Annotated in this window: 17 protein-coding genes; 8 read left to right on the forward strand and 9 right to left on the reverse strand. The window is 75.3% G+C overall.

Annotated features, from left to right (window positions below; genetic code table 11):
• Positions 1 to 107: 107 nt before the first annotated feature.
• From ACI781_RS03815 to dnaA, 7 genes are all read right to left on the reverse strand, one after another.
• Positions 108 to 1,937, reverse strand: a complete 1,830-nt coding sequence (locus tag ACI781_RS03815) for an ABC transporter ATP-binding protein (RefSeq protein WP_456564741.1) — start codon at positions 1,935 to 1,937, stop codon at positions 108 to 110.
• Positions 1,938 to 1,943: 6 nt separating this feature from the next.
• Complete coding sequence (locus ACI781_RS03820; protein ID WP_456564742.1) at positions 1,944 to 2,942, reverse strand: hypothetical protein; 999 nt, start codon at positions 2,940 to 2,942, stop codon at positions 1,944 to 1,946.
• 66 nt (positions 2,943 to 3,008) lie between these two features.
• The gene (locus ACI781_RS03825) at positions 3,009 to 3,509 is read right to left on the reverse strand and encodes a DUF721 domain-containing protein (RefSeq protein WP_456564743.1); all 501 of its coding nucleotides are present in this window, start codon (positions 3,507 to 3,509) and stop codon (positions 3,009 to 3,011) included.
• Entirely contained in the window at positions 3,506 to 4,681 is a 1,176-nt protein-coding gene (recF, locus tag ACI781_RS03830) for a DNA replication/repair protein RecF (protein ID WP_456564744.1), read from the reverse strand. Before recF ends, ACI781_RS03825 begins: the two co-directional genes overlap by 4 nt.
• A gap of 148 nt (positions 4,682 to 4,829) precedes the next feature.
• The gene (gene gnd, locus ACI781_RS03835) at positions 4,830 to 5,762 is read right to left on the reverse strand and encodes a phosphogluconate dehydrogenase (NAD(+)-dependent, decarboxylating) (RefSeq protein WP_456564745.1); all 933 of its coding nucleotides are present in this window, start codon (positions 5,760 to 5,762) and stop codon (positions 4,830 to 4,832) included.
• A 166-nt stretch (positions 5,763 to 5,928) separates the two neighbouring features.
• A complete protein-coding gene (gene dnaN / locus ACI781_RS03840) occupies positions 5,929 to 7,089 on the reverse strand; it encodes a DNA polymerase III subunit beta (RefSeq protein ID WP_456564746.1) in 1,161 nt (386 codons plus the stop codon).
• A gap of 1,107 nt (positions 7,090 to 8,196) precedes the next feature.
• Positions 8,197 to 9,927: a chromosomal replication initiator protein DnaA gene (dnaA, locus tag ACI781_RS03845; RefSeq protein WP_456564747.1), complete on the reverse strand. Its 1,731-nt coding sequence runs from the start codon at positions 9,925 to 9,927 to the stop codon at positions 8,197 to 8,199.
• A gap of 687 nt (positions 9,928 to 10,614) precedes the next feature.
• Between dnaA and rpmH the strand changes: the two genes are divergently transcribed.
• The 8 genes from rpmH to ACI781_RS03885 all read left to right on the forward strand — a co-directional run bounded on the left by rpmH (position 10,615) and on the right by ACI781_RS03885 (position 16,225).
• Positions 10,615 to 10,752, forward strand: coding sequence for a 50S ribosomal protein L34 (gene rpmH / locus ACI781_RS03850; RefSeq protein ID WP_089305879.1), 138 nt, complete (start codon positions 10,615 to 10,617; stop codon positions 10,750 to 10,752).
• 1 nt (position 10,753) lies between these two features.
• Positions 10,754 to 11,122, forward strand: coding sequence for a ribonuclease P protein component (rnpA, locus tag ACI781_RS03855; protein WP_456564748.1), 369 nt, complete (start codon positions 10,754 to 10,756; stop codon positions 11,120 to 11,122).
• Positions 11,119 to 11,526, forward strand: coding sequence for a membrane protein insertion efficiency factor YidD (gene yidD, locus ACI781_RS03860; protein ID WP_456564749.1), 408 nt, complete (start codon positions 11,119 to 11,121; stop codon positions 11,524 to 11,526). Before rnpA ends, yidD begins: the two co-directional genes overlap by 4 nt.
• A complete protein-coding gene (gene yidC / locus ACI781_RS03865) occupies positions 11,519 to 12,583 on the forward strand; it encodes a membrane protein insertase YidC (RefSeq protein ID WP_456564750.1) in 1,065 nt (354 codons plus the stop codon). The genes yidD and yidC overlap by 8 nt, the downstream gene beginning before the upstream one ends.
• Before the next feature lie 76 nt (positions 12,584 to 12,659).
• Entirely contained in the window at positions 12,660 to 13,295 is a 636-nt protein-coding gene (locus ACI781_RS03870; protein ID WP_456564751.1) for a Jag family protein, read from the forward strand.
• On the forward strand, positions 13,292 to 13,996 hold the full coding sequence (gene rsmG, locus ACI781_RS03875) for a 16S rRNA (guanine(527)-N(7))-methyltransferase RsmG (protein WP_456564752.1): 705 nt from the start codon (positions 13,292 to 13,294) through the stop codon (positions 13,994 to 13,996). Before ACI781_RS03870 ends, rsmG begins: the two co-directional genes overlap by 4 nt.
• Positions 13,997 to 14,087: 91 nt before the next feature.
• Positions 14,088 to 15,188 (forward strand): ParA family protein, encoded by a 1,101-nt coding sequence (locus tag ACI781_RS03880; RefSeq protein ID WP_456564753.1) that lies wholly within the window; start codon positions 14,088 to 14,090, stop codon positions 15,186 to 15,188.
• Positions 15,185 to 16,225, forward strand: a complete 1,041-nt coding sequence (locus tag ACI781_RS03885) for a ParB/RepB/Spo0J family partition protein (RefSeq protein WP_456564754.1) — start codon at positions 15,185 to 15,187, stop codon at positions 16,223 to 16,225. Before ACI781_RS03880 ends, ACI781_RS03885 begins: the two co-directional genes overlap by 4 nt.
• 70 nt (positions 16,226 to 16,295) lie before the next feature.
• On the opposite strand, the gene ACI781_RS03890 is transcribed toward ACI781_RS03885, so the two are convergent.
• Together ACI781_RS03890 and ACI781_RS03895 are read right to left on the reverse strand one after the other, a co-directional pair.
• Positions 16,296 to 17,291, reverse strand: coding sequence for a D-alanine--D-alanine ligase family protein (locus ACI781_RS03890; protein WP_456564755.1), 996 nt, complete (start codon positions 17,289 to 17,291; stop codon positions 16,296 to 16,298).
• A complete protein-coding gene (locus ACI781_RS03895) occupies positions 17,288 to 18,700 on the reverse strand; it encodes an aminotransferase-like domain-containing protein (protein ID WP_456564756.1) in 1,413 nt (470 codons plus the stop codon). The genes ACI781_RS03890 and ACI781_RS03895 overlap by 4 nt, the downstream gene beginning before the upstream one ends.
• Positions 18,701 to 18,718 lie beyond the last annotated feature (18 nt).

The following is an 18,718-nucleotide window of genomic DNA, read 5'->3' on the forward strand; positions in this document are numbered from 1 at the left end:
CGTGAACGCGCGCCGGCCCGGCCCGCCGCGCGGGCGCGCCCGCCGCCCCCCCGGCCCCCCCCCCCCGCCCCCGCCCCCCCCCCCCCCCGGGACCGGCGGGCCCCCGGTCAGACCAGCAGCTGGGCCGCCGCGAGCTCGCGGTAGAGCGGGCTGGCGTCCAGCAGCTCGTCGTGGGTGCCGGCGGCGACGACCCGCCCGCCGTCGAGGACGACGATCCGGTCGCTGTCGAGCACGGTCGACAGGCGGTGCGCGACGACCAGCAGCGCGCGGTCGGCGGCGGCCGCGGCGAGCGTGCCCCGCAGCAGCTCCTCGTTGCGGGCGTCGAGGCTGGCGGTGGGCTCGTCCAGCAGCAGCAGCGCCGGGCGGGCCAGCAGCGACCGGGCGATGGCCAGCCGCTGGCGTTCCCCGCCGGACAGCAGCACGCCGTCGTCGCCGACCGGCACGTCCAGGCCCCGGGGGGAGCGCTGCACCACGCCGGTGAGGCCGACGTCGGCGAGCACCGCCCACAGCTCCGGCTCGGTCGCGGCGGGCGCGGCCAGCAGCAGGTTCTCGCGCAGGGTGCCGGCCAGCACCGGCGCCTCCTGCTCGACGTAGCCCAGCCGGGCGCGCAGCGCGGCGCGCGGCAGGTCCCGGACGTCCGTGCCGGCCCACCGGATCGCCCCGCCGCTCAGCGGGTAGAAGCCCTCGACGAGCGCCAGCACCGTGGACTTGCCCGCCCCCGACGGACCGACCAGCGCCACCCGGGCGCCGGCCGGCACGCTGAGGGAGACCCGGTCGAGCACCGGCGTCCCGTCGGGATAGGCGAACGAGACCTCGTCCAGCTCCAGCAGCGGCGTCGTCGGCTCCGCCGGCGCCCGGGGGACCGCGACCACCGCGCCGCCCCGCTCGGCGCGGCCGTCGTCCTCCGGGTCGAGCGCCAGCACCTCCTGGATGCGGGCGAGGGCCCCGAGCCCGGTCTGCAGCTGCGTGTAGGCGGAGATGGCCTGCCCCAGCGGCATGACCAGCAGGAACAGGTAGAGCACGAACGCCACGAGGTCGCCGACGGCGATGGAGCCGGAGGCGACGCGGTACCCGCCGAGGCCCAGCACCGCGAGGAAGGCGCCCTGGACGGCGACCGAGGCGGCCGGCTCGACCATCGCCTGCAGCCGCGCGACCGCGACGCCGGCCCGGTAGGCGCGGGTGGCGCTGGCGTCGACCACCGCCACCTCGCGGGCGGTCGCGCCGCTGGCCCGGATGGTCCGCACCGCCGACAGCGCCCGCTCGACGGCGGCGCTCATGGCGCCGACCTCCTCCTGCGCCTGGCGGGAGAGCCGGCGGACCCGGCGGCTGGAGGCCACCACGACCGCGAGGCCGATCGACACCGCGACCACCGTGACCAGCAGCAGCCAGACGTCGACCACGGCCATGGCGACCAGCGCCCCGACGCCCACCACCGCCGAGCCGGCGACCTCGACGATGCCGGAGGTGACCGTGGCCCGCAGCAGCGTCGTGTCGGCGCCGACCCGCGACATGAGGTCGCCGGTGCGGCGCCGGTCGTACTCGGCGACCGGCAGCCGCAGCAGCCGGTCGGCCAGGGTCCGGCGGGTGGTGAGGACGACGCCCTCCGCGGCGCGCTGCAGCACGAAGGACTGCACCGCGCCGAGCACCGCCGCGCCCACCAGGACCAGCACGAGCGCGCCGACCACCGGCAGCAGCGCCTCGCCGGCGCCGACCGCCGAGATCACCCGGTTGACCAGCGCCGGCTGCGCCAGCGACGCGGCCGCGCCGAGCAGCGACAGCACCGCGGCCAGCGCGAGCGCGCGCCGGTGCGGCCCCAGCAGCGGCAGCAACTGGCGCAGCCCCACCCGCGGACCCGCACCGGGGAGACCGGTCGCGGTCTCCGCCGGACCGGCCCCCGACGCGGCCGCCCGCTCCGACGCCGCGGTCTCCCGACCCACGGGCGCCTAGCTCGCGACGGCGAGCGCGCCGACGACCGCGGCCAGCAGCCGGGCGTGGTGCTCGATCAGCTCGGGGCGGTGCCCGTCGGGCCGGATCGCGGCGACGTAGCCGCCGGACAGGCCGCCGGCGCCGGCCGACCAGAACTCGTCGCCGTCGTCGCTGTTCAGCAGCAGGCCCCGGACCGTCGCGTCCTCGACGAGCCGGCGCACGACCGGGGTGTCCTCGCTGCTCAGCAGCACCCAGCGGTCGTCGAACTCGGCGTCCCCGCTGGGGACCGGCTGCAGCCCGCCGGTGCGGTGCTTCCAGAACCGGGTCGGCGACAGCCGCAGCGGGGGCAGCGTGGCCAGCACCGGCGCGGCGGTGATCGCGTACTCGGGGACCAGGCGGCGCCGGTCGGCGTAGACGACGTCGAAGGCCACCAGGTCCAGCGGGCCGTAGCGGCCGCGCATCACGCCGGCCGGGCGGTGGTCGCGGGTGAGCCGCGTCGGCGCGGTGGACAGCAGCAGCGCCAGGGCGGCGTCGGCCGGGCCGGTGCCGTCGGAGATCTCCCAGCCGTGCTGCAGGGCCCAGCCCTGGGCGCCGACCGTGTCGCCCTGGTAGGCGAACACCTTCTCGACCTCGCCCGGCTGCCGCGGCCCGCGCGGGCCGAAGAGCCCGCCGCCGCGCGCCGGCTGCTGCTGCTGCTGCTGCTGCTGCTGCTGAGCCTGGCCGGCGGCGCCGTCCGACCACGGCTCGTAGCCGCCGTCCTGCCGGGCGGGGGCCGGGGCGGCCGGCGGCAGGTCCCAGCCCGGCGGGCGCCAGCCGGGGTCGGCGGCGGGGCGGTCGGTGGCGGGGCGGTCGGTGCCGCCGGGCGGGGTGTCCCCGGTCCCGCCCGGCGCCGGCCCGTCGTGGGGGGTCCCGTCCCGCGGGGCGCCACCCTGCGGGTCACCGCCCAGGTGGGCGGGCTCCTGCCAGCCGCTGCCGTCGCGCTCGTCGAAGCGGTCGCGGTCCTGCGGGCCGCTCACCGGGGGTCCCTCGTCGTCTCGCCCGTCATCTCGCCGTCCTCCCGCCCGCCCCCTCCGGGGGCCGGCCTATCCGTACGTGTCGCGCGGGCCCCGCCCGCGGACCGACCGCGGGCCCTTCTTCCAGCTGGGGGCCGTCGGTCCGACAACGCGCAAGCGGCTCACGACGTCCCCGCCCACCCCGGCGCGCAGCTTCCCGAGGATCGTCGGGGCCAGCAGGCGCAGCTGCGTGGCCCACGCGGTGGACTCCGCGACGACCAGCAGCTCGCCCTCGGTCAGCGACTGGGGCCGGCAGTGCGCGGCGATGTCGGCGCCGACCAGGGCGTCCCACCGGCCGAACACCGTGCCGACGCGGGTGTGCGCCGTCCAGTCCTGGTCGCTGACCAGCGAGTCGACCAGCCGGCCCAGCGGCTGCGGGTCGTCGGCGCTCGGCCCGGCCGCCGTCCAGCGGCGCCGCGGGCCGGCGATGCGCCGGCGGGTGGGCTGGGGCCGGGCGGCCGCCGCCGCGCGCGCGGCCTCCAGCGCCGCGCGGGCGACGTCGCTGGGCCGGCCGGGCCGCTCCTCGGTCACGGGACCCCCTCCGGGCTGACCTCGCTGTGGTCGACGACGAACGCCGCGCCCCCGGCGACCTGCACGCGCGTGCCCCGCAGCTCGGGGGGCACGTCGTCCAGCACGGCCGCGGTGATGAGCGTCTGCTCGGCCGAGCGCGCCACCGCCGCCAGCGCCGCCCGCCGGTCGGTGTCCAGGGTCGCGAAGACGTCGTCCAGCACCAGGATCGGCTCCTCGCCGTCGGCCCGGAAGAGGGCCAGGCAGCCCAGCTTCAGCGCCAGCGCCAGCGACCAGGACTCGCCGTGGCTGGCGAAGCCCTTGGCCGGGACCGGGCCCAGCGCGATGACCAGGTCGTCGCGGTGCGGGCCGACCAGCGTCATGCCGCGGTCGACCTCGTCCTGCCGGCGCTCGGCGACCCGCTCGCGCAGGGCGTTGGCCAGCTCGGCGACGTCGGGCAGCGGCCCCCCGGCGGTCATCGGGGTGCCGTCGCCGGCCAGCGGGACGGTGCTCGTGTAGCCGAGCCCGGCGACCGGGGCGTCGGGCCCGGCGACCCGCGCGTGCGCGGCGGCGACGTGCGGCACGAGGTCGGCGACCAGCCGCAGCCGCGCGGCCAGCAGCTGGCTGCCGAGGTCGACCAGGTGCCCGTCCCAGACGTCGAGCGTGGCCAGGGCCCCGCCGCGGGCCAGCCGCGCGGTCTTGAGCAGCGCGTTGCGCTGCTTGAGCACCCGCTCGTAGTCGCTGCGCACCCCGGCCAGCCGCGGGGTGCGGCTGACCAGCAGGTCGTCGAGGAACCGCCGGCGGTCCGAGGGGTCGCCGCGGACCAGCACGAGGTCCTCCGGGGCGAACAGGACGGTCTTCACCAGGCCCAGCAGCTCGCGCGGGCGCGGCAGCGGCGCCCGGTTGACCCGCACCCGGTTGGCGCGGCCGGGGTTCACCTCGATCTCTACGAGCAGCTCGCGGTCGTCGCGGCGCAGCGCCGCCCGGACCACGGCCTGCTCGGCGCCGTGCCGCACCAGCGGCGCGTCGGAGCTGACCCGGTGGCTGCTCATGCTCGCCAGGTAGCCCACCGCCTCGACGAGGTTGGTCTTGCCCTCCCCGTTGCGGCCGACGAACACGGTCGGCCCGGGACCGAGTGCGAGGTCGACCCGCTCCCAGTTGCGGAACGACCCGAGCTGCAGGTGCCGGACGTACATCAGGCCTCGGTGCGGGCGCTGGGACGGCCCCCCTGCAGGGCCCCGCCGCGAGCCTGCGAGTGGTGGGGGTGGTGACGCGCTGGAACGGCCTCGGTGTAGGGGCCCGCGCCGAGCGCCAGCGAGGCGTGGGGGGCACCGAGGTCCTTCTTCATGCGGGGCGCTCGGCCTCCTGCTCGCGCACCGCCTGCACCGCGTGGCCGCCGAACTGGTTGCGCAGCGCCGCGACGGCCTTCATCGTCGGCGAGTCCTCCTGGCGGGAGGAGAAGCGGGCGAACAGCGACGCGGCGATCGTCGGCATGGGGACGGCGTTCTCGATCGCCTGCTCGACGGTCCAGCGGCCCTCGCCGGAGTCCTCGGCGTAGCCACGGATGCGGTCCAGGCGCGGGTCCTCGTCGAGCGCGCGGACCAGCAGATCCAGCAGCCACGAGCGGATGACGGTGCCCTGGGTCCAGGACTTGATGACGCCGGGCACGTCCTCGACCAGGTCGACGGCCTCGAGCAGCTCGTAGCCCTCGCCGTAGGCCTGCATCAGCGCGTACTCGATGCCGTTGTGCACCATCTTCGAGAAGTGGCCCGCGCCCACCGGCCCGGCGTGCACGAACCCGGCGCCGGCCTCGCCCGCGGTCTCCTCCTCGGTGGTCCGCGGCGGCTTGAGCGCGTCGAAGACCGGCTGGACCTTGGCGACGTCCTCCTTCGTGCCACCGACCATCAGCGCGTAGCCGTTCTCCAGGCCCCACACCCCGCCCGAGACGCCGGCGTCGACGTAGCCGATGCCCTTCTCGCGGCACATGACGTCGTGCACCTGGTCGTCGGTGTACTTGGAGTTGCCGCCGTCGACGATCACGTCACCGGGCTCGAGCAGGCCGGCGAGCTCCTTCACCGTGGCGCGGGTCGGCTCCCCGGACGGCACCATGACCCAGACGACGCGGGGCGCCTGCAGCGCACCGACCAGCCCCTCGAGGCTGTCGACGTCGCGCTTGCCCGGCGAGTGGTCGTAGCCGACGACCTCGTGACCGGCCCGGCGGATGCGCTCCGCCATGTTGCCGCCCATCTTGCCCAGTCCCACCAGTCCCAGCTGCACGACCGCAGTCCTCTCTGTCGTCCATCGCCCGACGTCCCCCGGAGCTCCCGCGACGGTGCGGCGCCCGCACGTGCCGTGCCCGGGGAGAGGTCCCCGGACACCTCACCACACGGCCGGTCCACCGGCCGGCGTCCTGGTCCTCCGGGGCACCGGCCTGCGGGCGGACTCAGCCGGGGAGCCGCACCGGCATGATCAGGTACCGGTAGTCGGGCCCGTGCTCGACCGGCTTCCCCTGGCCCTCCTCGTCGGCGGCCGGCTCGGGGACCCCGGAGAGGACGGCCGGCTTGAGCGGGCTGGTGAAGTCCATGCGGGCGCGCGGGGTGTGCACCGCGGCCAGGCCGTCGAGCAGGAACGACGGGTTGAAGCCGATGGTGAGCGGGTCGCCGTCGAACTCGACGTCGCAGCGCTCCTCCGCCTGCCCCTCGTCGTCGGTGCCGCCGGCCCGCAGGGTGACCTGCCCGGACGTGAACTCGCAGCGCAGCGGCGTGCCGCGCTCGGCGACCAGGGCGACGCGCTTGGCGGCGTCGGTGAACAGCCCGACCGGCAGCGTCGCGTGCGCGAGGGACTCCGCCGGCATGATCGCGCGGTACTTGACGAACTCGGCGTCCAGCAGCCGGGTGGTGGTCTGCCGGTCCTTGCCCGACAGGCCGAGGATCCCCTCGCCGGCGCCGCTGGAGGACAGCGACAGCGTGATCTCCGGGCCGCTGGTCAGCGTCTTGGCGGCGTCGGCCAGCGTGCGCGCGGGCACCAGCACCGCGGCGGACAGGCCCGGGGTCTCCGGCCGCCAGGCGAACTCCCGCACGGCCAGGCGGTACCGGTCGGTCGCGGCGAGGGTCACGCGGTCGTCGTCGATCTCCAGCCGGACACCGGTCAGCATCGGCAGCGTGTCGTCCCGGCCGGCGGCCACGGCCACCTGCCCGACGGCCTCGGCGAAGACGTCGCTCTCCACGACGCCGGCGGCCGAGGGCATCGACGGCAGCGACGGGTAGTCCTCGACCGGCAGCGTCGGCAGGCTGAAGCGGGCGTTGCCGCAGGTGATCGCCAGCCGCGGGCCCTCGACGCGGATGTCCACCGGGTGCGGCGGCAGCGCGCGGGTGATCTCGGCCAGCAGCCGGCCGGGCACGAGCACGCGACCGCCCTCGCTGGCCTGCACGTCGACCTCGGCGCGGGCGGAGACCTCGTAGTCGAAGCCCGACACCGACAGCTGACTGCCGTCCACCTCCAGCAGGATCCCGGCGAGCACCGGCACCGACGGACGCGGCGGCAGGCTGCGCGCCGTCCACGCGACGGCATCGGAGAGGACCTCTCGCGCCACCCGGAACTCCATGACCCTGATCCACCCCTGCTCGTCGTCCACTGCGGTGCCACCGCGCGTGCTCGGCGGTGGCCGGACTGCGGTGCGGTCCCCCATCGTGCCGTGCGCACCGGGCTGGGGGGAAACCGCTGTCCCGCGAACGGGGTCCGACGGGGAACTGTCGGACCCTCCTGTTCTGCTGCTCGGTGCGGCCCGCGAGGCCCTGCCAGCGGGCCGTCCCCACCCAGAGTGTGGTTCGAGAACTCCTCGGAATAACTCCCTCATCCTCGTCATCACTGGTGTGGAAGCTGGGGATCGAGGTCGTCCGCGCAGGTCAGCGCCCGAGTCGACATGTGGGTGCGCTGTGCGTGGTGACCGCGTCTCCCGTGTCGACACGTGGACAACCGCCCGGTTGTCAACCGGTCCCCCCGTTCGTCCACGACCTGTCCCACCCCGTGCCCACGGTCCGTCCCCAGGCGGTCCCCACGACGGCCGGCGTGACGTGGCGGACACCCGTCGGACAGGTTGCGGGCGGATGACGAAGGCGCTGGTCAACAGGCTTATCCACCCCGGTGGACAGCGGGGACGACGGCGAGGGTCCGCGTCCCCCACCCGGGTGTACGCACACCGCCCCGGACCGGGATTCCCCAACCTGTGCACATCCCTGGGGACAACTGATCGACGTGTCGACCGAGGTCACCGCCTCGCGGGCGCCGATGACCGTCTTCCCGGCGGTCGATGACCACACAGGCCGGTCCCCATCCTGTGGACGGAGTCGTGCCGTCGGCGTCGTCGTGTTCTCGGCGTCCCGGGGCCAGCGGGGGCCGCCGTCCCGTCGCCGCCGTCCCGCCATCCCTGCCCCCCTGGGTGATGTGCACCTGGGGCGCGTTCCGGGGCGGGAACGCGCCACGACCGCACATCACCCGGCCAGCGGCGGGCGGAGGATCGGTGGGCAGCTCGTCGCCGGCGCTGCGGGCAGCGACGCGGCCCGCGCCCGAGGCCGCGCGGGGCGATGTGCACCTAGGGCGCGTTCTGGGGGCGGGAACGCGCCCCAACCGCACATCACCCGGTCAGAAAGCGCGCGCAGCGGGCACGGCAGGGAGCGCCCCCCGGGTCAGCGGGGCGCGTGGGCGGGCCGGCTCAGCTGCGGGCGCGGCTCTTGATGCGGGCGGTCAGCTCGGTGACCTGCGTGTACGTCGCCCGCCGCTCGCTCATCAGGTTGGTGATCTTCTTGACCGCGTGCATGACCGTGGTGTGGTCCTTGCCGCCGAAGGAGGCCCCGATCCGCGGCAGGGACAGCTCGGTCAGCTCGCGGCACAGGTACATCGCGATCTGGCGGGCGTTGACCAGGGTGCGGCTGCGGTTGGCGCCCTGCAGCTCCTCCATCGTCACGGAGAAGTACTCGGCGGTGGCGGCCATGATGATCGCCGCGGTGATCTGCGGGCCCTGCTCGTCGCTGATCAGGTCCTTAAGCACCAGCTCGGCCAGCGGGAGGTCGACCTGCTGCTTGTTGAGGCTGGCGAACGCGGTCACCCGGATCAGCGCGCCCTCGAGCTCGCGGATGTTGGTCTGCACCTTGCTGGCGATGAACTCCAGCACCTGGTCGGGCGCCTGCAGCCGCTCGCCGTGCGCCTTCTTCCGCAGGATCGCGATGCGGGTCTCCAGGTCCGGCGCCTGGACGTCGGTGATGAGACCCCACTCGAAGCGGGTCCGCAGCCGGTCCTCCAGCGTCGTCAGCTTCTTCGGCGCCCGGTCGGAGGTGATGACGATCTGCTTGCTGGCGTTGTGCAGCGTGTTGAAGGTGTGGAAGAACTCCTCCTGCGTCCGCTCGGCCCGCTCCAGGAACTGGATGTCGTCGATCAGCAGGAAGTCGATGTCGCGGAAGCGCCGGCGGAACTCCTCGGCCCGCCCGGAGTGCACCAGGTTGATGAACTCGTTGGTGAACTCCTCGGTGCTCACGTACCGGACCCGGACGTTGGGGAACATCCGCGCCGCGTAGTGGCCGATCGCGTGCAGCAGGTGGGTCTTGCCCAGGCCGGAGTCCCCGTAGATGAACAGCGGGTTGTAGGCGCGGGCCGGCGCCTCGGCCACCGCGACGGCCGCGGCGTGGGCGAACCGGTTGCTGTTGCCGATGACGAAACTGTCGAAGACGTACTTGGGGTTCAGCCCCGGGTCCGATCCCCCGCTGCGCCGGTCACCACCGAACAGCGCCACGGTCTCGCCGCCCCCGCGGGCCGCCCGGCGGCCACGGCCGCCCTCGTCCTCGCCCGCCTCGGCCGGGGCGTCGGCGGGCTCGTCGAACTCGAACGGGAGGACGCCGGCCTCGTCGCCGCCGCCCCAGTCACGCTCGGCCGCGCGGCGGCGGCGGGGAGGAGGCGGACCGGCCGGGACCTCGGGAGCCGGGGGCGCCGGGTCGCGTTCCCAGGCCGGGGCCGGTGCATCGTCGCGCTCCCAGGCCGGCGGCGCGTCGGCACGGACGCCGAACGCGCTGCGCCCGTCGTCGGCCCGGTCCCGGGTCTCGCGGTCCTCCTCCAGGCGGGAGGCCTCGGCGGCCGACCACGGACGGCGGACCGGCACCTCCTCGGTCTCCGGCTCCCGCGCCGGCTCGGCCGGGGCGTCCTCCAGCTGGACGGCGACGCGGATGTCGCGGCCGAGCTGCTCGGAGAGGGCCTCGGCGAGGACCCGGCGCATCCGGGACTCGAGCACCGCCTGCGTGAACCCGTTCGGCGCGGCCAGCACCATCGTGTCCTCGAACAGCCCCAGCGGGCGGGTGAGGTTCAGCATCGCGTTCTGCTGGGGGGAGAGGCTGGCGGCCAGCCGCTCGCGGATCTGGTCCCAGACCGTGGCCAGGTCCACCGTGGCATCGGCCATGGTCCGTGTCCTCCTCCAGCATCGTGTCCGGCAGTCGCCGCCGCGGGCCCGCGGTCGGGTCCTCCCCCACGCCCGGGCGAGGTCCCTCCGGGTGCGGGGGGACCCGCGCGTGTGGACATCCGGACACAACGGTTCCACACCGGTGTCCACAGGCTGTGCACGACCGGCAGCGGACGGCGACCGGACCCGCGGCTGCGGGGCGGACGACAGACGTTCTCGCTGGTCAGAGGCTGGACGAGGGTCGGGCGAACGGGTGCGGCGATCGGCGGGCCGGTCGATCGGCCCGCGCAGCCGGACCGGTGGGACCGGGCCGGAGCGACGGCGACGCTAACAGCCCCGTCCACAGGCGGGCAACGACGGGAGGGGAGGGAACCGGCGCGTCGCCTGGCGTGTCGTGCACCGTGCGGCGGCGCGTCGTCGCCCGGCACGACGAGCCGAGGGTCACCATGGTGAGTCGGGGTCCGACCGGCCCCCCGGCCGGTCGCCGTCCTCGGCTATGCTGGTCGGAGTCCGTGGCACGTCCGCGGCATCTCGTCGCGCGCTCGTGCGGCAGGTGCACCGTGGGCCACCGCGGTCGACCAGCTTCCGGGGTCATCCGGGGCGGCAGCCGCCGCACCGGGGCTGGCCCCGCGCGTGCCCGCCCGCCGGCGGGTGTGCACCGTCGATGTCGTGTAGTGGGAGTACTCCGTGAGCAAGCGCACCTTCCAGCCGAACAACCGCCGTCGGTCCAAGACCCACGGCTTCCGGCTGCGTATGCGCACCCGCGCGGGCCGGGCGATCATCGCCGGCCGTCGGCGCAAGGGTCGCGAGAAGCTCTCCGCCTGACGTGCTGCCCGCGCAGGCCCGCCTGCGCCGGCGTCCGGAGTTCACCGCGGTCGTCCGGTCCGGCCGGCGCGCCGGGAGGCCGACCATGGTGCTCCACCTCCTCCCCGAACGCCCGGGGCCCAGGTCCGAGGGGACCGGGCCGCGGGCGGGCTTCGTCGTGGGCAGGGCGGTCGGCAGCTCGGTGGTCCGCCACCGGGTGACGCGGCGGCTGCGCGCGGTGGTCCGCGCGGAGCTGTCCCGGTTGCCCGACGAGGCCGACCTCGTGGTGCGCGCGCGGCCGGAGGCGGCCGAGGCCACCTCCGAGCGGCTGCGCGCCGACCTGGTCGCGGGCCTGGACCGGGTCCTCGGCGCGCGGGTGCGCCCCCGGTGACCGCCCCCCGGCGCGGCGTCGTCGCCCGCGGCCTGCTGGCCGCGGTCGGCTTCTACTCCCGGGCGATCAGCCCGGCGTTGCCGCCGCGCTGCCGCTTCGCCCCGACGTGCAGCGCCTACGCCGCCGAGGCGATCGCCGTGCACGGCGCGGGGCGGGGGACCTGGCTGGCACTGCGGCGCCTGCTCAAGTGCGCGCCGTGGCACCCGGGCGGCCACGACCCGGTGCCCCCGCGACGCGGTGCGACCCCGCCCGGCGGCGCTGCCGCCGCGGCCGACGGGCCGGCACCGCACCACCCGGCGACCCGGGGCCCGGCGGTCCACGCGGCCCCGGACCCGGACCGGCACGAATCGACGTCCTCGCCGGCTCCCCGCCGGTCAGCGCAGCAGGAGGCTCGCGTTGCTTGACTGGCTGTACACCGCCATCGCGTGGGTGATGAAGCAGTGGCACGCACTGTTCTCCACCTTCCTGGACCCGGCCGCCGGCATCACGTGGGCGCTGTCGATCGTGATGCTCGTCGTCACGATCCGGCTGCTGCTGTTCCGCCTGTTCATCAAGCAGGTGAAGAGCCAGCGGGCGATGCAGGAGATCCAGCCGGAGATCCAGAAGCTGCGCAAGCAGTACGGCTCGGACCGGCAGGGCTTCAGCGAGGCCATGATGAAGCTCCAGAAGGAGCGCGGGGTCAACCCGCTGGCCGGCTGCCTGCCGATCCTCCCGCAGATCCCGGTCTTCATCGCGCTGCTGCACGTCCTGCGCCGCCTGAAGCCGGGCGCCGAAGGCCTCTACTCCTGGTCCAACGAGCTCACCGACCAGGCCGCCAAGGCCAAGCTGTTCGGGGCGCCGATCTCCGCCTCGTTCAACATGTCGGGGACCAAGGAGTCGGAGATCCTCGAGCTGGTCGGGGGCAGCTACACCCCGATCCGCATCGTCACGATGACGCTGATGGTGGTCATGTGCGCCACCACCTTCTTCACGCAGAAGCAGATCATGCGGCGCTCCGGCCCGGTCGAGGGCCAGGCCGCGATGGTCCAGAAGCTGATGCTCTACGGCATGCCGATCAGCCTGTTCATCACGGGCTTCTTCTTCCCGATCGGCGTCCTGCTGTACTGGCTCGTCAACAACCTGTGGACGCTGGGCCAGCAGTTCTACATCCTGCGCAAGCTGCCCCCGCCGAACTCGCCCGCCGCGCTGGCGAAGAAGGCCGCCGAGAAGCCGGCCGTCGACCCGAAGGCGCTGGCGCCCAGGCCCGGTGCCAAGCCGGTGCGCGGCAAGGGCGGCCGCCCCGTCCCGACCGCCGGACCGGCGGCCCCGGCCGGTCAGCCGGCAGCCGACGGGACGGCGCCGCCGGCGTCGGCGAACGGCGGAGGCAGCAGCACCGGCGGCACGACCGGCGGCGGGGCCTCCGGTCCCGCGGCCGCAAGCGGAGCCAGCCCGGCGAACCGCGGCAAGCGCAAGCGCCGCTGACGGCGGGCGCCACGCCGCCGCACCCAGCAGACCACCGGGCCCGCCCCGGCCGCCGCACCCACACGAGGAGACCCTCATGAGCGCTCCGCACCCCTCGGCCACGGACGCCGCCCGCTCCGACGCCGACCTGCCCGACACCGAGCTGCCCGACGGCGGCGACCAGGACGCCGACGCGGTGGTCGAGGACGCCGTCGTCGAGGACGCCCCCGCCGGTGGCAAGGCCACCACGGGCGCCACCTCCGGGGGCGGTGACGACCTGCTCGTCCGCGAGGGCGACGTCGCCGGCGACTACCTGGAGCGGCTGCTCGACATCCTCGACGTCGACGGGGACATCGACCTCGACGTCGAGGGGGACCGCGCGTCGGTGGCCATCGTCGGTGGCCAGCTCGACGACCTGATCGGCGCCGACGGGGCCGTCCTCGAGGCGCTGCAGGAGCTGACCCGCCTGGCCGTGGCCCAGTCGACGGGCGTGCGCAGCCGGCTGATGCTCGACGTCGGCGGGTACCGCGCGAAGCGCCGCGCCGACCTGACCAGCCTGGCCGCGGACACGGCCGCCCGCGTGGCGCAGAGCCGCCAGCCCGAGCGCATGTCGCCGATGAACCCCTTCGAGCGCAAGGTCGTGCACGACGTGGTGGCCGGCGTCGCGGGCGTGCACAGCGAGTCGGAGGGCGAGGAGCCCAACCGCCGGGTCGTGGTCCTGCCCGACCGGTGAGCGAGCTGCCGGAGGCCGCCGGGGCGGCCACTCCAGCCCCGGGCGACACACCCGCCCCGGACGGCACGCCCCCGCCGGCGCCGGCGCTGGCGGCCGAGGTCTTCGGGGACGCGCTGCCGCGGGCGAGGGCCTACGTGGCCCGGCTGGCCGGCGACGGCGTGACCCGCGGGCTGATCGGCCCGCGGGAGGTGCCGCGGCTGTGGGAGCGGCACGTGCTCAACAGCGCGGCGGTCGCCCAGGCCGTCCCGGTGGGTGCCCGCGTGGTCGACGTCGGCAGCGGGGCCGGCCTGCCGGGCATCCCGCTCGGGCTCGCCCGGCCGGACGTCGCGCTGACCCTCGTGGAGCCCATGGCACGGCGGGTGGACTTCCTGACCGAGGCCGTCGCCGAGCTCGAGGCCGGCTGGCGGGTGGTCCGGGGCCGGGCGGAGGAGCGGTCGGTCGTCGCCGCCGTCGGCCCGGTCGACGTGGTCACCGCGCGGGCGGTCGCCCCCCTGCCCCGCCTGGTCGGGTGGTGCCGCGGGCTGCTCCGCCCGGGGGCGATGCTCGTCGCCCTGGTGGGTGCGCGGGCGCTGGAGGAGCTGCCCGGGATGCTCCCCGAGCTCGAGGCCGCGGGGATGCGGGACATCCACCCTCGGGCCGTCGGTGCGGAGTGGGGGGACGCTGCCACTACCGTGGTGGTGATGACGCGTGGACGCCGGTGACGCGTCCGCACCGGACACACCGTTCCACGTGGAACGCGCAGGGTGAGGACCCGCGTGTTCCACGTGGAACGCCACGCAGGAAGGACCCGTGATGAGTGACCCGGGCCAGCGGCTGCGGAGCAGCCTCGCCGCGGACAAGGCGGCGATGGCCCAGTTCTCCGCATCGGGCGAGGAGTTCGACAGCCCGATCGCCATGGAGGCCCTACGGGCCACCCGCGTCCTCCACGCGGCGAACCAGGAGCCCTTCCCCCGGCCCGGACGGATCCGGGTCATCACCATCGCCAACCAGAAGGGCGGCGTCGGGAAGACCACGTCCACGGTCAACCTCGGCGTGGCCCTGGCGTTGTACGGCCTGCGGGTCCTCGTCATCGACCTCGACCCGCAGGGCAACGCGAGCACCGCGCTGGGTGTCGACCACAACGTCGGCACGCCGTCGATCTACGACGCCCTCGTCGGGGACCGGGACCTCGCCGAGGTCGTGCACCCGACGTCGGCCAGCCCGAAGCTGCGCTGCGTCCCCGCGACGATCGACCTCGCCGGTGCGGAGATCGAACTGGTCTCCGTCGTCGCCCGCGAGTACCGGCTGCGCCGGGCGATCGAGGGCTACCTGCAGGCCATGCCCGAGGACGAGCGGCCGGACTACGTCCTGGTCGACTGCCCGCCGTCCCTGGGTCTGCTCACCCTCAACGCGCTCGTCGCCGGCGACGAGGTGCTCATCCCCATCCAGTGCGAGTACTACGCGCTGGAGGGCCTCGGGCAGCTGCTCAACAACATCGAGCTCGTCCGCGCGCACCTCAACCCGGGCATCTCCGTCCGCACGATCCTCCTGACGATGTACGACGCGCGCACCAAGCTCGCCGACCAGGTCGCCGACGAGGTCCGCAACCACTTCGGGGACCTCGTCCTCACCACCGTCATCCCCCGCAACGTGCGTGTCAGCGAGGCGCCCGGCTACGGGCAGTCGGTGCTGACCTACGACCCCGGGTCCCGGGGGTCCACCAGCTACGTGGACGCCGCGCGGGAGCTGGCGCACCGGGGCGTCGCCATGACCCCGCAAGTCGACGGGCGTCCCACCGGATCGCGCGCGACCTACCCGCCACCGCTCCCCCCGCGCGCCTTCCCCGACAGCGATGCGGCCACCGTCGACGTCGGCACCGCGCCGGCCCCGTCCTCCGAGGAGTCCACCCGATGAACAAGCGTGGCGGTCTGGGCCGGGGGCTCGCGGCGCTCATCCCCACGAGCGCACCGCCGGTGGAGCCGTCGCCGGCGCCCGCCGCCGACCACGCGGCGGTCGGCCCGGCCGTCGAGGTGCCGCCGGTGCAGCTGCTCCCCCAGGCCGCGCAGGTCGCCGACCACGTCGCCGAGACCGTCGCCCGGCAGGTGGAGGAGACCGTCGGGGTGCCGGGTGCGCAGCTGCGCGAGGTCGCCGTCGCCGACGTCGTCCCCAACCCCAAGCAGCCCCGGCAGGTGTTCGACGACGAGGCGCTGGAGGAGCTCACCTACTCCGTGCGCGAGTTCGGCCTGCTCCAGCCGATCGTCGTCCGCGAGCGCACCCTCGACGACGGCCGGACCGGCTACGAGCTCATCATGGGCGAGAGGCGGCTGCGCGCCGCCCGCGCCGCCGAGCTGGAGGCCGTGCCGGCCATCGTCCGGGACACCGAGGACGACGCGCTGCTGCGCGACGCCCTGCTGGAGAACATCCACCGCGTCCAGCTCAACCCGCTGGAGGAGGCGGCCGCCTACCAGCAGCTGCTGGAGGAGTTCGGCGCGACCCACGAGGAGCTGGCGCAGCGGATCGGGCGCAGCCGCTCGCAGGTCACCAACACCATCAGGCTGCTCAAGCTGCCGGTGAAGGTGCAGACGCGCGTGGCCGCCGGCGTCATCTCGGCGGGGCACGCCCGGGCGCTGCTGGGGCTGGCCGACCCGGAGGCCCAGGAGGCGCTGGCGACCCGGATCGTCGCCGAGGGCATGTCGGTGCGGGCCACCGAGGAGGCGGTCGCGCTGGCCGCCGCCGAGCAGCCCGCGGCCACCCGCCGGCCGCGGCGGATCGTGGCCCCCGGCGTCGAGGACCTCGCCGGCCGGCTGTCGGACGCCTTCGAGACCAAGGTGAAGATCCAGATCGGTCGCGCCAAGGGCCGGATCGTCGTCGAGTTCGGCTCGGTCGACGATCTGCAGCGGATCATCGGCCAGATGGCGCCCGACATCACCGGCCGCCGGACCGACGGCTGACCGGACGCACTTCCGTCACAACGTAAAGGGCCCCCGCTCCGACCGGAGCGGGGGCCCTCTGCGTCGGGCGTCAGGAGGCGGCGTGCGCCCGGCGGCTCAGCAGGGCGGCGAGCAGCTCGCCGAGGTCGTGTCCGGCCGCCTCGGCGGCCATGGGGAACATCGAGGTCTCGGTGAGCCCCGGGGAGACGTTCACCTCGAGGAAGTGCACCGCGCCGTCGGCGTCGACGATCGCGTCGGTCCGGGACAGGTCGGCCAGGCCCAGCTCCCGGTGCACGGTGACGGCCAGCTCCGCAGCCCGCTGCGCGACGTCGTCCGGGATGCGGGCCGGGGTGTGGTACTCGGTGAGGCCGGGCGTGTAGCGGGCGGTGTAGTCGAAGACCCCCGAGGCCGGTGCCAGCTCGACCGCGGGCAGCGCCTGCGGGCCGTCGCCGAGGTCGACGACGGAGATCGCGAGCTCGGTGCCCTCGACGAAGCGCTCCACCATCACGGTGTCGCCGTAGGCGAAGCAGCTGACCATCGCCGCGGGCAGGTCCTCCACCCGGGTCACCTTCTGCACGCCGAGCGACGAGCCTCCCGACGCGGGCTTGACCATCAGCGGCAGGCCGAGGCGGGCCACGATGAGGTCGAGGACGGCGCCGGCGCCCAGCTCGCGGAAGGTGCTGTGGGGCAGCGCGACCCAGTCCGGCGTCGTCGCCCCCGCCCCGCGCACCACGGACTTGGCCGCCGGCTTGTCCCACGCCAGCCGGCAGGCGGCGGCCGGGGAGCCGACGTAGGGGACGCCGGCCAGGTCGAGGACCGCCCGCAGCGAGCCGTCCTCCCCCGTGGCGCCGTGCAGCGCGATGAACACCGCGTCGGCGGGCGCGGCGGCCAGGCCGGGCAGCAGCTCGGCGTCGGCGTCGCGCAGCTCGGCGTCCACCCCGGCGCGGGTCAGCTCCTCGGCGACCTGCGTGCCCGAGGAGAGGCTGACCTCCCGCTCGAACGTCAGCCCGCCGGCGAGCACGACGACCCGCAGCGGGTCGGGGCTCTCGGCGGTGCCGGCGGCGGGGGCTGCAGCGGACTCGGTCATGCGCGGCCGTCCTCGAAGCTGTTGCCGTTGGCGAGCCCGACGATGTTCTCGGCCTCGTGGGTGGGGACCGCGCGGCCCACGGCGCGGAAGGTGCCGGTGTCGACGGAGCCGAAGGTGGAGTGCAGGTCCATCTCGGCCTCGATGACGCGGGCCAGCCGACGGACGCCCTCCCGGATCTGGTCGGGCTCGGGGTAGCAGTAGGACAGCCGCATGTACTCGCGGCCGCTGCCGTCGGCGTAGAAGCCGATGCCCGGGACGTAGGCGACGTGCGCGTTGACCGCGCGCGGCTGCATGAGCTTGCTGTCCAGCCCGTGCGGCAGCTTGAGCCAGACGTAGAAGCCGCCGTCGGGCCGGGTCCACGTCGTCCCGGCCGGCATGAGCGCGTCCAGGGACTCCAGCGTGGCGTCGCGGCGCTCGCGGTAGAGCTCGGTGAACAGCTTGATCTGCTCCCGCCACGGCTGGGTGTCCAGGTAGCGGGCGACCGCGTACTGGGTGAGCGACGGCGGGCAGAGCACCTGCGCCTCGGTGGCCAGGACGAGCTTCTCGCGGACGGCGAGCGGCGCCAGGACCCAGCCGACGCGCAGGCCCGGGGAGAACGTCTTGGAGAACGAGCCGAGGTAGACCACCCGCTGCGCGTTGCGGGCCCGCAGCGCCCGCATCGGTTCGCGGTCGAAGCCGAGCAGCCCGTAGGGGTTGTCCTCGATGATCAGCAGGTCGTAGCGGTCGGCGATCGCCATGATCTGCTCGCGGCGCGGCTCGGAGAGCGTCACGCCGCCGGGGTTGTGGTAGTTCGGCACGGTGTAGAGGAACTTCACCCGGTCGCCGTTGGCGCGGCACTCGAGCAGCGCCTGCTCCAGCGCCTCGGGGATCAGCCCGTCGTCGTCCATCGGGACGTGCCGCACGCGCGCCTCGGCGGCCTGGAAGACGCCGAGCGCGCCCACGTACGACGGGCCCTCGGCGAGGACGACGTCGCCGGGGTCGCAGAAGACGCGGGTGACCAGGTCCAGGCCCTGCTGGGAGCCGACGGTCACCACGACCTCGCTGGGCGAGGCGTCGGTGATGCCCTCCAGCGCCATGACGTCGCAGATCCGCTCGCGCAGCCGCGGGTCACCCTGCCCGGAGCCGTACTGCAGGGTCTGCGCGCCCATGCCGCTGACGAGCTCGCCGATCATGGAGCCGACGGCGTCGAGCGGGAGGGCGGTCACCGCGGGCATGCCGCCGGCGAGGGAGACGACCTCCGGCCGGCTGACGACGGAGAAGAGTGCCCGGATCTCCGAGGTCTTCATGCCGTGGGTGCGTGCCGCGTACCGGTCGGCGAGGGGATCCAGCCGCGGGTGACGGGGGACGACCGGGTGCGGGTGCGCGTTCGCGCCGGGGCCCGGGGGCACACCGGGCGGGAGAGTGGCCACCCGTCGAGTGTAGGGACG

Source organism: Blastococcus sp. SYSU D00695 (assembly GCF_054050555.1).

Coding starts and splice junctions, on each gene's coding strand:
- recF (WP_456564744.1), bottom strand. CDS start 4,681: ATGTACGTCCGGCACCTGCAGCTCGGGTCGTTCCGCAACTGGGAGCGG.
- dnaN (WP_456564746.1), bottom strand. CDS start 7,089: ATGGAGTTCCGGGTGGCGCGAGAGGTCCTCTCCGATGCCGTCGCGTGG.
- dnaA (WP_456564747.1), bottom strand. CDS start 9,927: ATGGCCGATGCCACGGTGGACCTGGCCACGGTCTGGGACCAGATCCGC.
- ACI781_RS03870 (WP_456564751.1), top strand. CDS start 12,660: ATGAGCGCTCCGCACCCCTCGGCCACGGACGCCGCCCGCTCCGACGCC.
- ACI781_RS03880 (WP_456564753.1), top strand. CDS start 14,088: ATGAGTGACCCGGGCCAGCGGCTGCGGAGCAGCCTCGCCGCGGACAAG.
- ACI781_RS03885 (WP_456564754.1), top strand. CDS start 15,185: ATGAACAAGCGTGGCGGTCTGGGCCGGGGGCTCGCGGCGCTCATCCCC.
- ACI781_RS03890 (WP_456564755.1), bottom strand. CDS start 17,291: ATGACCGAGTCCGCTGCAGCCCCCGCCGCCGGCACCGCCGAGAGCCCC.